The organism is Gluconobacter sp. P1C6_b, assembly GCF_018811945.1.
Lineage (GTDB): Bacteria > Pseudomonadota > Alphaproteobacteria > Acetobacterales > Acetobacteraceae > Gluconobacter.
The window spans coordinates 62910-76380 of record NZ_JACRVU010000004.1 but is presented as its reverse complement, the minus strand read 5'-3'; the positions used below and the strand labels follow the sequence as shown (position 1 = coordinate 76380).

15 protein-coding genes are annotated in these 13471 nt (G+C 61.9%); 7 read left to right on the top strand and 8 right to left on the bottom strand.

What is annotated here, in order from left to right; all coding sequences use genetic code 11:
- Positions 1-120 precede the first annotated feature (120 nt).
- Complete coding sequence (locus KP701_RS04870; RefSeq protein ID WP_252345406.1) at positions 121-402, top strand: hypothetical protein; 282 nt, start codon at positions 121-123, stop codon at positions 400-402.
- A 59-nt stretch (positions 403-461) separates the two neighbouring features.
- Here KP701_RS04870 and KP701_RS04865 read toward each other — a convergent pair whose 3' ends face one another.
- Genes KP701_RS04865 through KP701_RS04845 form a run of 5 tightly spaced genes read right to left on the bottom strand, consistent with a single transcriptional unit; the run spans position 462 to position 6168 of the window.
- The gene (locus KP701_RS04865; RefSeq protein WP_215746070.1) at positions 462-1364 is read right to left on the bottom strand and encodes a hypothetical protein; all 903 of its coding nucleotides are present in this window, start codon (positions 1362-1364) and stop codon (positions 462-464) included.
- Positions 1361-2317 carry an MlaD family protein gene (locus KP701_RS04860; RefSeq protein WP_215746068.1) on the bottom strand — a complete coding sequence of 319 codons (957 nt, stop codon included), beginning with the start codon at positions 2315-2317 and terminating at the stop codon, positions 1361-1363. The genes KP701_RS04865 and KP701_RS04860 overlap by 4 nt, the downstream gene beginning before the upstream one ends.
- The gene (locus KP701_RS04855; RefSeq protein WP_215746066.1) at positions 2317-3036 is read right to left on the bottom strand and encodes an ABC transporter ATP-binding protein; all 720 of its coding nucleotides are present in this window, start codon (positions 3034-3036) and stop codon (positions 2317-2319) included. The genes KP701_RS04860 and KP701_RS04855 overlap by 1 nt, the downstream gene beginning before the upstream one ends.
- Positions 3029-3853, bottom strand: coding sequence for an ABC transporter permease (locus tag KP701_RS04850; RefSeq protein WP_215746064.1), 825 nt, complete (start codon positions 3851-3853; stop codon positions 3029-3031). Before KP701_RS04850 ends, KP701_RS04855 begins: the two co-directional genes overlap by 8 nt.
- Complete coding sequence (locus tag KP701_RS04845) at positions 3850-6168, bottom strand: cache domain-containing protein (protein WP_215746062.1); 2319 nt, start codon at positions 6166-6168, stop codon at positions 3850-3852. The genes KP701_RS04850 and KP701_RS04845 overlap by 4 nt, the downstream gene beginning before the upstream one ends.
- A 276-nt stretch (positions 6169-6444) precedes the next feature.
- On the opposite strand from KP701_RS04845, the gene KP701_RS04840 reads away from it, so the two are divergent.
- The gene (locus tag KP701_RS04840; protein WP_215746205.1) at positions 6445-7257 is read left to right on the top strand and encodes a folate-binding protein; all 813 of its coding nucleotides are present in this window, start codon (positions 6445-6447) and stop codon (positions 7255-7257) included.
- Positions 7254-7664: a phosphoribosyl-AMP cyclohydrolase gene (hisI, locus tag KP701_RS04835; RefSeq protein WP_215746061.1), complete on the top strand. Its 411-nt coding sequence runs from the start codon at positions 7254-7256 to the stop codon at positions 7662-7664. Before KP701_RS04840 ends, hisI begins: the two co-directional genes overlap by 4 nt.
- Here hisI and KP701_RS04830 read toward each other — a convergent pair.
- From KP701_RS04830 to KP701_RS04820, 3 genes are read right to left on the bottom strand one after another with little or no spacing between them, the layout of a single operon-like run.
- Positions 7652-8416 carry a ribonuclease T2 family protein gene (locus tag KP701_RS04830; protein ID WP_215746059.1) on the bottom strand — a complete coding sequence of 255 codons (765 nt, stop codon included), beginning with the start codon at positions 8414-8416 and terminating at the stop codon, positions 7652-7654. The genes hisI and KP701_RS04830 overlap by 13 nt on opposite strands.
- Positions 8413-9261 (bottom strand): S-formylglutathione hydrolase, encoded by an 849-nt coding sequence (fghA, locus tag KP701_RS04825; protein ID WP_215746057.1) that lies wholly within the window; start codon positions 9259-9261, stop codon positions 8413-8415. Before fghA ends, KP701_RS04830 begins: the two co-directional genes overlap by 4 nt.
- A 2-nt stretch (positions 9262-9263) precedes the next feature.
- Positions 9264-10379 carry an S-(hydroxymethyl)glutathione dehydrogenase/class III alcohol dehydrogenase gene (locus tag KP701_RS04820; protein WP_215746055.1) on the bottom strand — a complete coding sequence of 372 codons (1116 nt, stop codon included), beginning with the start codon at positions 10377-10379 and terminating at the stop codon, positions 9264-9266.
- Positions 10380-10559: 180 nt separating this feature from the next.
- Here KP701_RS04820 and KP701_RS04815 point away from each other — a divergent pair, with 180 nt between their 5' ends.
- From KP701_RS04815 to KP701_RS04800, 4 genes are all read left to right on the top strand, one after another.
- Positions 10560-11435, top strand: coding sequence for a bestrophin family protein (locus KP701_RS04815; RefSeq protein ID WP_215746204.1), 876 nt, complete (start codon positions 10560-10562; stop codon positions 11433-11435).
- 80 nt (positions 11436-11515) lie between these two features.
- On the top strand, positions 11516-12103 hold the full coding sequence (locus KP701_RS04810; protein ID WP_024716784.1) for a CarD family transcriptional regulator: 588 nt from the start codon (positions 11516-11518) through the stop codon (positions 12101-12103).
- Between the two features lie 173 nt (positions 12104-12276).
- The gene (locus KP701_RS04805) at positions 12277-13077 is read left to right on the top strand and encodes an SDR family NAD(P)-dependent oxidoreductase (RefSeq protein WP_215746054.1); all 801 of its coding nucleotides are present in this window, start codon (positions 12277-12279) and stop codon (positions 13075-13077) included.
- Between the two features lie 6 nt (positions 13078-13083).
- The gene (locus KP701_RS04800) at positions 13084-13464 is read left to right on the top strand and encodes a response regulator (RefSeq protein ID WP_215746052.1); all 381 of its coding nucleotides are present in this window, start codon (positions 13084-13086) and stop codon (positions 13462-13464) included.
- Positions 13465-13471: the final 7 nt, after the last annotated feature.

The following is a 13471-nucleotide window of genomic DNA, read 5'->3' as shown; positions in this document are numbered from 1 at the left end:
TAACAGAAACGTTATTCTACATCATAGTAATTACCCGTTCGTGATTTGGATCAGAATATCCATTTACATAACCTGAAAGCCCACAAGGATTACAGCCAAGGGACTTTCAGCATGAAAACGATGCTTGCTTCTTTTTTCGTTCTTGGACTTCTGGGCGGCACGGCTCTCGCGCAGGAGCCCAAGGTTGAGAATGCTGTCGCCAGCACCACTTCAGGCGAGAAGCCCCGGGCCACACAGGCGGCAGACCGCACGAACAGCGAGACCTGCAATCAGGTCTGGGTCAACACCGCGACGCATGTCTATCACGTTCAGGGCAGCTTCTGGTACGGCGCCACGGCCCACGGGACGTATATGTGTGAAGCGGACGCCAAGCGTGCAGGCAACACCCGCGGCCAGTTCTGACAGACGTTACCAAAAGGCTACAGGCCTCATGAACTATGAGGTCTGTAGCCTGTGATCGTTCAGTCGGATGCGCCGAGACCTGACTGGTCGACCGGGGTTCCATGAACCTGGACCGTAACCTTGCCGGGTTCCGCCTTGTCAGAGGCGGTCTCTTTTGGCGCGGCCCCATCGTCTCCAGCCTGCTTTTCTGCCACCTGCTCGCTGATTTTTTCCTGCTGCCGAAGGGCCGCAGCCTGTGGTTGATGCCCCGCCACCTCGGCCGCATCGGCCGCCAGAGTGAGCGCCCGGCGCATCCCGCGATAATCCAGCGCGTCACGGCGGCTTTTCACAACCGACAGGGCCTCGCTGCCGGCCAGTTCAGGCTGGCCGCGCAACAGGTTCAGACGGGCCGTCAGTTCCTGCCGGTCAACCTGCGCGCTGGTTTTACGGAAGGCCGCCAGATCATTCACGCGCTGGGCCAGAACCGTATCCTGCCTCAGATCCGCTGCGATCAGACCTGACAGGTAAAGCGCCCGTTCACGGATTCCCATATCCGGAGACTGTAGCGCGCGATCCACAGCCTGCGACGCGAACACCGTGTCATGAAGCCTGTACAAGGCGGCCGCTCGGATCACGGCCAGATCGGACGTATCCGATACACCGCGCAGGCTGAGCGCGGCTTCGGTCTCGTTAAGACTTTGCAGGGCTTTCTGCGGCTCGTCTTCCGCCAGCAGGACCGTCGCCAGATTGAACCCGGCTTCGTGAATGGACGCCGCGTCATCCCGCATCAGGGCGCGATCCATCGCGGTCCGGTACTGGGCCTCAGCCTGTGTGGCCTGACCGATCCCATAGACACTCTTGCCGGTATCCATGGCATCTTCATAAGGCTGATCGGGCTTTGGCCCCTTCGTCGCGGTTGAAGACGAGCAGCCGCCCAGCGTCAGGACCATCAGGGCCGTGCAGGCCAGAAAAACCCGCTTCATGGCCGCACCGCCTGCGCCGGCAGACGACGCGAGGGCTCCTTCCGGCTGCCCCCACCGCCCAGCAGCCACAGCCCGCGCAACTGATCCGTCAGTTTTCGCAGACTGCTCGCACTCGCCTCGGCCTGAGCCAGAAGAGCCGGAAGCTGCGCCATGGCCGTATTGGCATGCGCCACGGTCTGCTGAACCTGCGGCATGCTCTGACGCAGGCTGGCCGTCGCGGCCCTGGCATTGGCCATCGTTCCGTCAACCTTCGTCATGACGCCCCCCGCCTGTTTTTCAATGGGTCTGAGATCCGCGATGACAGTATCGAGATGCGCCAGCGCGGCATTGGCCTTGTCGAGCACGTCATCCTTGACCAGCAGTCCGCCGATCGTGCCCTGCCCCTTGCGCATGTCGGTCAGCATGTCGTTGACCTGGGTCGTAATGAGCTGGACGTTGTTCATGGCTGGTACGAGCTTGTTGCGAAGATCCGTGACGGTCTGGGTGATCACATCTGCCGGATTGGCCTCGACCGTCGCCTGAAGGACCGCGTAATCCCAGTCGAGCGGCTTGCCCTTGCCCCGGCCCAGTTCAATGTAGCTTGCGCCCGCCACGATCAGGCGATGGCGGATGATGGCCGTACTGTCCTGCCGAATGAAATTGGCAAACTGCGGGTCCAGATCTCCTTCCGCATACATCCGGCCCGTCTCGTTGAGCTTGAGGCGCCGGATTTCGCCCGCATGGACGCCCATGACCTCGATATCATTGCCGATCGCAAGCCCGGCCACGCCGCTCTCGGGCAGCACGAAATGCAGTTTCTTTTCCGGCGTCAGCCACTGGCGCAGGAAACCGGCCTCCACAACGGCGACCGAGAACATGACGATCGCGGCAAGGACAAGCAGCCCGACCCATTCATCCGCATAGCGGTTCTGAAAGAGCGGACGGGCGGTTTCGGTCTGGCGCACGCGAAACATCAGGAACCTCGCATCGAAAACAGTCCGTCATCATAAAGGCGCAGGCGGATGGTGGCATCGGACGCATAATCCCCCCACCCGCTTTCATCCGGAGCCATCCACACAACCGCGCATCCCCGGTCCCGCAGATCGGTCACGAGAGACAGAAACGCATTCATCAGACCGGCCGAGGCCCCTTCCATCGGATGCTCCAGCAGCAGAAGCGCCGGCTCCCCCATCATGGCCCGCACACAGGCCGCGCGCTGGCGGTCCATCGCCGACAGGCGGTTCGGCGGGATCACCGGAAGGCCAGGCAGGCCGAGCCGGACGGCAAGATGCACGGCCTGGGACTGAAGCCTGTCGATCGGGATACGTGTATGGTGCAGTTGTGGCCACAGGATGTTCATGTGCATCCCGTACAGGTCCACCCATCCGCCCGTCATCACGACCCGTCCGATCCGACCCCGCAGCGCGTTGCTGCGCCGTTCATCGAGATCGGCCCAGTCCAGCCCCATGCAGCGGACATGACCATCGCCCAACGGAATGAGACCAACGCACATATCGGCGAAAAGCGCCGCCTGCCCCATGTCCCGGCACTCGATCAGGGCGCATTCGCCGGCATTGAGACGCAGGTTGTAGCGGCTCGACACCAGCCCGCTCTCATCGAACTGCGGCTTGGCATCCAGCAGCTCAAGCCGGGCATCCAGCGTATTCGGGAAAACATCGTCAGTCTCAGCCATCGAAGCACACGCTGAAAACGACGTTAATGACCATGATGGACAGCATCCCGCGCGCAAACCCGCGCGGTAGCATGCTCGACAGGTCGTCCTCGGTGGTGACATCCATGCCGGACAGGCACGAACACACGCCGACGGCATAGCCGCTGAAAATGAATTTGGCCGGAATCACAAAATAGTCGATCGGCTTCACGCTGCTGACCACCTGATCCAGAAAGGCCCAGATCGGCATCGTGATCGCATCTTCGACACGACAGACGGCATAGCCGACCAGAAGGGCCGTCATGCTGAAAATGACGCCAAGCGTGAAGCCGCTGATCGTCATGGCGAGACTGCGTGGCAGCAGGAACGAGATGAACGGGTCGATCCCCATCCCGGTCATGGCGCGCATCTGCCCCCCCGTCGTGAGCGTGCCGAGTTCGGTGAGCATCAGCATGCCAGACCGTCCCAGCAGAATCACGCCCACCAGAACCGGCGCGATCTCACGCACCAGAACCGTGGAGAGGATGGAGCCGGTCATCTGTGCCATGCCCGCGAAACCGAGCCAGTAGACGGTCTGCGCCACAATGCCGAAGCCCGTCAGCGCCGCCGTCACCAGCGTACTGAGAATGCCGCCACCCACCGCCTGATGCAGGGAGGCCCAGAATTCGATCCGCACCGTCCGCCGCCAGGTCGTCAGCCGCGTCGCCTCGCGCATGATGCCCCAGCCAGCGCCGATCATCATGAGCGTAAAACGCATCTGCGTGCGGGAAAAATACCCCAGATGCACCAGCATGCTCCGGACCATCGTGATCCGGTCGAGATTGCGCAGCCCTTTCATCGGCGCCCCGCCAGAACAAAGCTGCGGGTAATCCCGCTATGGGGCAGGTAGAACATCCCCCTCTCCCGGAAGAGGAAATGTTCCCGCAGGATCATGTAGGCCTGTTCGGACACCTGGATCGTTCCTGCATCCGGCGCGCTGCCGGTCAGAAGTTCGGCGCCATTGAGCGCATCGCCCCAGATGTTGAAGACCGAAGGCCCTTCTCCGAGTTCCGAAGCCATGACCGAGCCGACATCCATGCCGATCCGGAACACGGGATCCAGATCCGCCTCGGCCAGCGAGGACAGGCACGCCTCACGGATCGAGACCGCCGCATCCGCCAGCCGGACAGCCGCTGACGGGTCCGGCGTCTGCGAACAGCCGCCCACGAGGACGAGCCGGTTGCTCACCACCTGAACGGAGAACAGCCCGCTGTCACGCGCGATTTTCTGGATTTCCAGACTGAGCGTACGGATGACGTTCATGGCGCGCGAGATACTGTCACGGTCCGGCGCATAGGGGTCCACGAAGGAAATGACCATGACTGGAACCTGCGGATACACACCCGCCGCAACCGGCTCACCGGCCGTGGCAGAAGGCTCCAGAAGAAAGCCCTCGTCAAACCGCGTGTCGTGCTTTTCGGTCGGTATCGCCAGACCGGACGCCCCCTCACCCCCCGCCGCATCGAACGGCTTGGCAAAACGCAGGGCCACGATGGACCCCACGATGGCGATGATGTGCTCCATCGTCTCCGGCTGCCCCGGATCTTCCAGCACGATCGCGCCAACAGTCTTGTGCGCATTGCGAACCGGCTGGAACAGCAGCGTATTCGCCCCCACAGCCCGCATGATGACACGCTGGAAGTTCTGGGTGCGCTCGTCCTGCGAGGCATCCGCGATCGAAAGTGTATGTCCCTCGTCCAGAGCCTCGAACAGCTTGCCATTGTCCCGCCGGCTGAGCTCGACGCCCGTGCTGTGCACGTCGCGCGACGGATCAAAAGCATCTTCGCACAGCAGGCGGTCCCCGTCCGGCAGCAGGCGCCACAGACTGGCACGCCGCGCGCTAGTCCGGGCCGTCAGGGCCTCGGTCAGGATCGGCACTTCGTGCGCGGAATCAAACAGGTCCGGCGTGCTGGCAATTTCCAGCAGCGAGGCATTTTCCGCCTTGACCTGATCCCGCCCCCGCTGAAGCCGCTTTCTCAGACGTTCCACATGCCGCCCCTGCGCGACCAGCGCGAGCGCGAGCACCGAAGCCAGTCCGACCACCAGCAGAGAAAATCCGATATTCTGCCGCCGCGCCGTTTGCGCGAAATCGGCAAAATCGCTTTCCGGCGCATTCAGCAGCAGCACCCAGTGCCGGTGCACAAACGGCAGTTCGGAGGCAATCGTGACGTAATTCTTGCCCCGCGCCTGCACCACGCCCGTGCCCGGTCCCTTGATGCGAAAGCGGTTGAGAGCGTGGATAAAGACGGGCTGCGTCTTGGGATCGAGGAACACATTCCCCGGATCGAAGGTTTTTGGATCCTGCCCGGCCGCGACATTGTGCCCGGCGATAATCTGGCCGTGCATATCCACGATCACCGCCTGTCCACTGCGCCCGACCTGAAGTTTATTAAGGAACGAGGTCAGCTGGTTCAGCGAAATGTTGATCGCAAAAACCGATTTATGCCCGTCATGCCCGTCAAAAGCGAGCGAGGCGGTGATGATGAACTGATGCGTCGAAATATAGGCGTAAGGGTCGGTCCAGTGGAGCTGCCGTTCCGGGTCATTCTGATGCTTGACGGCTTTTGCGAACCACGGGCGCGTGACGACATTATAGCCCTCTGCCGGATCCGAACTCTCGCCCGTAACGTTGCCGTCCTTGTCCGTATAGACGTGGTGATAGACCTGCCTGCCATCATCGGTCTGGAAATGGGTCTGCTCGAACCCGTCCTGACCGTGGCGCGTGATCATCCAGAACTGTCCCTGATCATTCGCAATATAGAAGCTGTCCACCTGCGGCGTATGCGTCAGGATGGAGCGGCCATAGAGCATGAACGTGTCAGGCGTAGCGTTGGTCAACGGATCGCGGAACATGTCCTGTGCGATCAGGGCACCGATGGAGGCCGGGGCCAGATAGTCGCTGACCTCCTGCGTCACATAGCGCTGCTGGCTGCGCAGAAGATCGTTGGACAGCGCAATCGCGCCCTTGCGGGTCGTCTGGTAATTGTGAAGGCTGATGCCTGTAATCGCGGCGATGACCAGAAGCACGCCCACGAGAGGCCCCAGGATCTGGAAGATCCTTCGCCGGTCACTGGCAGGGCTCTGGGTTGGGTCCACGATTTCTGCGGCTGACAACGTTCTTTCACTCCGAACAGAGACGGGGTCGCGGAACAGGGCCATACTACCGCGATAGGCCAATATCCTCCGACTATTAACAGACTGCAACCCGCAGCCATGAACTGAAACACGGCTGCACGTCCGAAGTTTACTGTTTCCACATAATCCGCTCAGAGGTTTTCCGCGCATTCCATCCCGACGCAGAGATGGCGGAGGACGGATTTGCCCGCTATGGTCGGGCACTTTTCCAGCAGGGTGGTTTTGCTGGAAGCCGTCGGAACAGCGGTGTCTTACATGCACGAATATCTTTCTCACCGCGCCGTCCTGTCATTTACGGGAACGGACCGCGCCAGCTTTCTTCAGGGGCTTGTCACCAACGACGTCCAGAACCTGACGGACACGACAGCCGTCTGGAGCGCGCTGCTCACACCGCAGGGACGCTGGCTGAGCGAATTCTTCCTGTATGCCACGCCCGACCAAATCCTGATGGACTGTCCAGCCGATCACGCGGAGATGCTCGTCAAGCGCCTCTCCCGCTTCCGTCTGCGCGCGGACGTGCAAATCGAGAACTCACCCTTTCAGGTCATCACCGGCGCGGAAGACCGTGCAGTTCCGGAAACCGTCCTCACGAGCGCCCCGGATCCGCGCTGCGAGGGGGCCGGATGGCGGGCGGTCCTGACGGAACCCGCCCAGGGCGGTGAGACGGCCGCAGCATTTCTGGAACGGCGCCTGACGCTGGGTCTGCCGGACGTTATGGATTTTGAAAGCGAGCAGACGCTGGCGCTTGAAGCCGATATGGACCTGCTGCATGGCGTGTCCTGGAAAAAGGGCTGCTATATGGGGCAGGAACTCACCGCCCGCACCCATTACCGCGGCCTCGTCAGGCGCCGCCTCCTGCCCGTCGCGCTGTCGGAGGGCACGTTCCGCGCCGAGGGCGGCGTCATCGTTTCCGGTGAGCGTGAAGTGGGCGACATCCGCTCCCGCAGCGGCAATCGGGCGCTTGCCATGCTGCGACGTGACGCATGGTCCGCATCGGACCTGACATGCAACGGGCAGCCGCTTTCTGTAGTCTGGCCCGTCTGGTTTCCTGAGGAGATGCGTGCGTGACCTATGTTCCCCCCGCCCCGTCCATCGTCGATGACATCATCGCGCAGGCAAAGTTCGATGCGAACGGCCTGATTTCCGCGCTCGCGCAGGCGCCGGACGGCGTGGTGCTGATGCTCGCCTGGATGAACGCGGATGCCCTGCGCGAGACGCTTCTAACGGGCCGGGTCTGCTACTGGTCCCGCAGCCGCCAGAAGCTGTGGCGCAAGGGCGAGACCTCGGGCCAGCAGCAGAAGCTCATCGAAGCCCGGCTGGACTGCGATATGGATGCCGTTCTCATGATCGTCGACCAGACCGGCGTGGCCTGCCACACCGGTCGCCGGAGCTGTTTCTATCACGGGGTAACGCCGGACGGACTGCGCGACACCTCGCAGCCCGAAATCAGCGCCGAAGAGCTTTACGGTCGCTGATCGACCGCAGACGGCGCCGTCCAGCCCGGCACAAGGAACGTAGCCGGGCAGCCGTTCTGGTCATCGGGTGAGGACAGATAGGCCCCTTCATAAGGGAAGCGCGAAAGCTTCTTCGGGTCCAGCGTGAACCAGAGCTGCGTCAGCACCATCTGGCCGTTATGGGCCGGTTCGCAGCGGACCTGAAGGGCCCGGCTGTCCCGGACATTCATCAGGCGTGCGAAGGTGGCCAGCATGTCATCGCGGTTGACCTGAAATCCGGCCTGCTGCGACAGCCACAGTCCGAACGCCGAAGCTGCGAACCGGTCCCGCATTTCCATGGACGTGATGAAGAAGCGATCCGCATCATAGCCAAAGCAGCGGGCGTGCTTGGTGTATTCATGCACGTAAAGCGGCTTCTTCAGATGCGGCACGACACCGCGCAGCGCCTCGACGGTTGTCGGCAGGAGCTGCGGCGGCGTGTCATTGTGATCATAGAGATCACAGCCCTTGGACCACCATTCCTGCACCGGCACACCCTGCGCTTCCAGACTGTGCGGTTCGGAGGCCCAAAGCCCGTGCAGACCGATCGAGATGCGATGCGTCTGGTCCCATTCACATCCGCCGCCCGTGGCACAGAAACCCGGCTGCCAGGTCAGGGCCAGCGTGTCATGCCGGAAATCGGTATGGGCCGTGGGCGTGATCGAAGGCCCGGTCGGAGCCTGCGAGACACAGCCTCCCAGCAGGAAAAGAGCGACAAGAACGGAACGCTTCACGCGGAAAGCCCTTTGGCATGGTGGATCAGGTGGTCCGCGATGAAACTCTGCACGAACCAGTAGGAATGGTCATACGCGGCATGGCGGCGGAGTTCGAGGGACTGTCCGCCTTCCTTTGCTGCACCCTCCAGCGCCTCGGGACACAGATCCGCCAGATACTGGTCCATCAGCCCCTGATCCACGAGGATGGTGGACGGATGGGTGTGCTTCGCGCGCAGCAACAGCGTCGGGTCGCAGCTCTGCCATTTCGCCGGATCGCCGCCGAAATACGCATCAAACGCCTTCTGCCCCCAAGGTACGATGCTCGGATGGCAGATCGGCGCAAAAGCCGAGATGGTCTTCCAGCGATCGGGATATTTCAGAGCCTGAAGCAGCGCCCCCATGCCGCCCATGGAATGTCCCATGATGCCGCGCCGGGTGCCGTCCAGCGGATAGAGCCGCTCGGTCAGGGCGGGCAGCTCCTCGCCGACATAGGTCTCCATCCGGTAGTGATGGCTCCAGGGTTCGGACGTAGCGTCGATATAGAAGCCGGCCCCCGATCCCAGATCGTAACTGTCGTCCTCGCCCTTTATGCCCGTATGGCGCGGGGACGTATCCGGGGCGACGAGCGCGATGCCATGTTCGGCAGCAAAGCGGATGGCGTTGGCCTTGATGAGGAACGTCTCCTGCGTCGCGGTCAGCCCGGCCAGCAGATGAATGACGGGGACCTTCTGCCCTGCCAGAGCCTCTTTCGGCAGGAAGATCCCGAATGTCGCCGGAACGCCCAGAGCCTCGGAATTGTGCCGGATGAACCGCACGGAGCCGTCAAAACAGGCGTGATGCGCCAGAACCTCAATGTCGGACACGCTCAGTACTCCACGACGGTGCGAATGCTCTCACCCCGGCTCATCATGTCGAAACCCAGATTAATGTCAGCGAGCTTGAGCTTGTGTGTGATGAGGTCGTCGATGTCGATCCGGCCTTCCATGTACCAGTCCACGATCTTCGGCACATCGGTGCGGCCGCGCGCGCCACCAAAAGCAGAGCCGATCCAGCGGCGTCCCGTCACAAGCTGGAACGGCCGCGTGCTGATTTCCTGCCCTGCCCCGGCCACACCGATGACGCAGGACACGCCCCAGCCACGATGCGCGCTCTCCAGCGCCTGACGCATCAGCGTCGGATTGCCGACACACTCAAATGTGTAGTCCAGACCACCACCGGTCATCTCGATCAGATGTCCGACAAGATCCCCGTCCGGCCCGAGATCCTTCGGATTCACGAAATCCGTCATGCCGAACTTGCGCGCGATCGCCTCGCGCTCCGGATTGATATCGATGCCGATGATCCGGTTCGCACCAACCATCTTTGCGCCCTGAATGACGTTGAGACCGATGCCGCCCAGCCCGAACACCGCAACCGTCGATCCCGGCTCGACCTTGGCCGTGAACAGCACGGCGCCAATGCCGGTCGTCACGCCACAGCCGATATAGCAGACCTTGTCGAACGGCGCGTCGGAGCGGATCTTCGCCAGTGCGATTTCCGGCAGGACGGTGAAATTCGCGAAGGTCGAGCAGCCCATATAGTGATGGATCGGCTGACCTTTATAAGAGAAACGGGATGTACCGTCCGGCATCAGGCCCTTGCCCTGCGTACTGCGGATGGCCGTGCACAGATTGGTCTTGCGCGACAGGCAGGACGGACATTCCCGGCACTCCGGCGTATAAAGCGGAATGACGTGATCGCCGGGTTTGAGGTGCTTCACCCCGGCCCCGACTTCCCGGACGATGCCCGCACCCTCGTGCCCGAGAATGGCGGGAAACAGCCCTTCCGGGTCCTGTCCGGAGAGCGTGTACTTGTCGGTATGGCACAACCCGGTCGCCATGATCTCGACCAGCACTTCCCCGTCGCGGGGGCCTTCAAGCTGAACCGTGTCGATTTCCAGCGGTCTGCCGGCTTCGAACGCAATGGCGGCGGTCACGTCCATAACATCACTCTCCTCTGAAACGGTCCGGACAGGGTGTCGTATTAAACGGCATGGCGGCAAGAGGGTGCTGCAAAAGAAAGTAAAGTGACAGACACCCTTTGGTGTTGGCCGGGGACTGACTTCGCCGCTACGCTTCCGCGCAATTTCCCTGCACATCCCGTCATCCGAGGAGACAGCCGTTTGATCGTCAACCGTCCACATGGACTGGCCATTCTTTTCCGGGAATCCCTTCCCCCCCTGATCATCCTGACCCTGTGGGACTTCGTCGTGGTGGTCCTGTTCCAGATCTACCATCAGGACTGGATGGAACAGCCGGCTCTGCCGATTTCCCTGATGGGTTCGGCGCTCGCAATCTTCCTCAGCATGCGCAACAACGCGGCCTATAACCGCTGGTGGGAAGGCCGGACCCTGTGGGGCGCGATCACCAACAACTGCCGCTCCTTCGGCCGCGAAGCCGCAACCCTTCTGGGCGGGCGTCCGGATCTGGCCCGCGCCATGGCGGCCTATCCACATGTCCTGCGTGCTGCCCTCAGGGGTGATCCGCCCAACGAGGACACCAAGAGGCTGCTGACGCCTGAAATGTACGAAAAGGTCTTTTCCTGCTCGAACACGGCCAACATGCTGCTCTACCAGATCGGCCTGGGGGTACGGGACGAAGTCGAACGCAAGGGAATCGACGGCGCGGTGCATGGCACCGTGGACCGCATCCTGTCCGACATCGCCAACGCACAGGGTGGCCTGGAGCGGATCAAGAACACGCCGCTTCCCGCACAGTATTCCCTGCTGCCCGAGATCGCGACCCATCTGTTCTGCATCATCCTGCCGCTCTCGGCCGTTCAGACGCTAGGCTGGATCACGCCACTGGGCTCGAGCATCATCGGCATGCTGTTCCAGATGCTCGACCGCAGCGGACGCGACCTTCAGGAACCGTTCACGAAGAGCGTCCACGCCCTGCCCATGCTGACCATGGCCCGCACGATCGAGCGCGACCTCCTGCAACCGATCGGGGATCTCCCGCCCGATCCCATACAGGCCATTCACGGCGTTCAGCCCTGACGGACACAGGAGGCCCCGGTTCCCCCCCCCCTTGCGATCAGACAAGACAGCAGGGGGTTTTTCTGCTATAAGCCGGGGCTATGAACACGTTCAAAAGCCCCCAGAAGGGCGGCATGACCGATGAAATGGCTCGTGTCGCAGCCAACAACACTGCCCGTCAGACCGATCCGGAACACGACGCGGACCCGTTCCGCGAAGGTGACTCCATTGTCTACGCCGCGCATGGCGTCGGACGCGTGGACAAGATCGGCATGGTCGAAGTCGCCGATACCGTCATCGAGATGATCCAGATCTCGTTCCCCGGCAACCAGATGACGCTGCGCATCCCCCTGGCCAAGGCCCGCAAGGCCGGCCTGCGCAAGATCGTCACGCGCGACATCGTCGACAAGGCGATGACCGTCATTAAGGGCAAGCCGCATGTCAGCAAGGGCATGTGGGCCCGTCGCGCCGTGGCCTATCAGGAAAAGATCAACTCCGGTGACCTGATCCAGATCGCCGAAGTGCTGCGTGACCTGCGCCGCAACGTCGACAGCCTGGATGGCAGCTTCTCCGAGCGCAAGCTGTTCGAAGCCGCGCAGGAACGCTTCGTGGCCGAGGTCGCCGTTCTCGAAAACGTCGATCCTGCACAGGTTCTCGAAAACCTGACCAAGACCATGAAAGCCGCCTGAAGCGCGGTCAGGAGCGTAGTTTGAAAAGGCTGCACTTCTCCAATATGGATCAGGCTGTGGTTTTCTTCGCATCCCGGACGGGGTCTCTCGCGTTGGCGACACAGGAGACCCCTTCCGTGATGTGTTTTCAGTCACGGTTTCAAACCTGCATTCACAAGGAGAGGTGAGGCCAGATGCCTGCCCCTTACAAAGACCGCTTCGCCGGCAAGAAAGTCCTCGTCACCGGGGCATCCCAGGGAATTGGAGAGGCCACTGCGCTTCGTTTTGCCGAAGAAGGCGCGCAGGTCGCCCTCAACGGCCGCAAGGAAGACAAGCTGATCGCCGTCCGCGAGAAGCTGCCCAAGGTTTCCGGCGGAGAACACCCGATCGCCACGGGTGACATTTCCAAAGAAGACGACGTTAAACGCCTGGTTGCCGAGAGCATCAAGGCCATGGGCGGTCTCGACGTTCTGGTCTGCAATGCGGGCTATCAGATCCCCTCCCCCTCCGAAGACATCAAGCTCGAAGATTTCGAGGGCGTGATGGCCGTCAACGTCACGGGCGTGATGCTGCCCTGTCGTGAAGTCATCCGCTACTGGCTGGAAAACGGCATCAAGGGCACGATCATCGTGAACTCCTCCGTTCACCAGATCATCCCCAAGCCGCATTATCTGGGCTATTCCGCGTCCAAGGGCGCCGTCGGCAATATCGTCCGCACGCTGGCGCTGGAATATGCCAGCCGCGGCATCCGGGTGAACGCCGTGGCGCCCGGCGCCATCGTGACGCCGATCAACATGTCCTGGGTCAATGATCCGGAGCAGTACAAGGCCGTTTCAAGCCACATCCCGATGAAGCGCCCGGGCGAGAGCCGCGAAATCGCGGACGCCGTCACCTTCCTCGCCGCCGAGGACAGCACCTACATTACGGGTCAGACCCTGTATGTCGATGGTGGTCTGACCCTGTATGGCGATTTCGAAAACAACTGGTCCTCGTAACCCTTTATGGCCCCTTCCCTTACCGTTCTGCTGATCGAGGATGATTTCCTCATCCGGACCTGCCTGGCGGAGTTCCTGCTCGACAGCGGCCTGACGGTCAGGGAAGCGGACAACTGCGCCGAAGCCCGCGCCATTATCGGCGCGGAGCCGAAGCTCGACGCCCTCGTGGCGGACATGACCCTTCCGGACGGGGATGGCATGACCCTTGTCCAGCCAGCCCGTGAACGCTGGCCCGATCTTCCGGTCATCTATATCGGCGGCCATGGCGACCTGCGGCGTGACGAGACCTCCGGCGATCCCGCGCGGGACCGTTTCATCTCGAAGCCTTATACGCTAGCAAGCATTCTGGAGGCCCTTCTGGACATGACATTGGGGGCCTCGGACTAGGAGATCC

Bases quoted from the DNA above. Each gene is read 5' to 3' on its own strand.
- KP701_RS04870 (WP_252345406.1), top strand. From the start codon at position 121: ATGCTTGCTTCTTTTTTCGTTCTTGGACTTCTGGGCGGCACGGCTCTC.
- KP701_RS04865 (WP_215746070.1), bottom strand. From the start codon at position 1,364: ATGAAGCGGGTTTTTCTGGCCTGCACGGCCCTGATGGTCCTGACGCTG.
- KP701_RS04860 (WP_215746068.1), bottom strand. From the start codon at position 2,317: ATGTTTCGCGTGCGCCAGACCGAAACCGCCCGTCCGCTCTTTCAGAAC.
- KP701_RS04855 (WP_215746066.1), bottom strand. From the start codon at position 3,036: ATGGCTGAGACTGACGATGTTTTCCCGAATACGCTGGATGCCCGGCTT.
- KP701_RS04850 (WP_215746064.1), bottom strand. From the start codon at position 3,853: ATGAAAGGGCTGCGCAATCTCGACCGGATCACGATGGTCCGGAGCATG.
- KP701_RS04840 (WP_215746205.1), top strand. From the start codon at position 6,445: ATGCACGAATATCTTTCTCACCGCGCCGTCCTGTCATTTACGGGAACG.
- KP701_RS04820 (WP_215746055.1), bottom strand. From the start codon at position 10,379: ATGGACGTGACCGCCGCCATTGCGTTCGAAGCCGGCAGACCGCTGGAA.
- KP701_RS04810 (WP_024716784.1), top strand. From the start codon at position 11,516: ATGAACACGTTCAAAAGCCCCCAGAAGGGCGGCATGACCGATGAAATG.
- KP701_RS04805 (WP_215746054.1), top strand. From the start codon at position 12,277: ATGCCTGCCCCTTACAAAGACCGCTTCGCCGGCAAGAAAGTCCTCGTC.
- KP701_RS04800 (WP_215746052.1), top strand. From the start codon at position 13,084: ATGGCCCCTTCCCTTACCGTTCTGCTGATCGAGGATGATTTCCTCATC.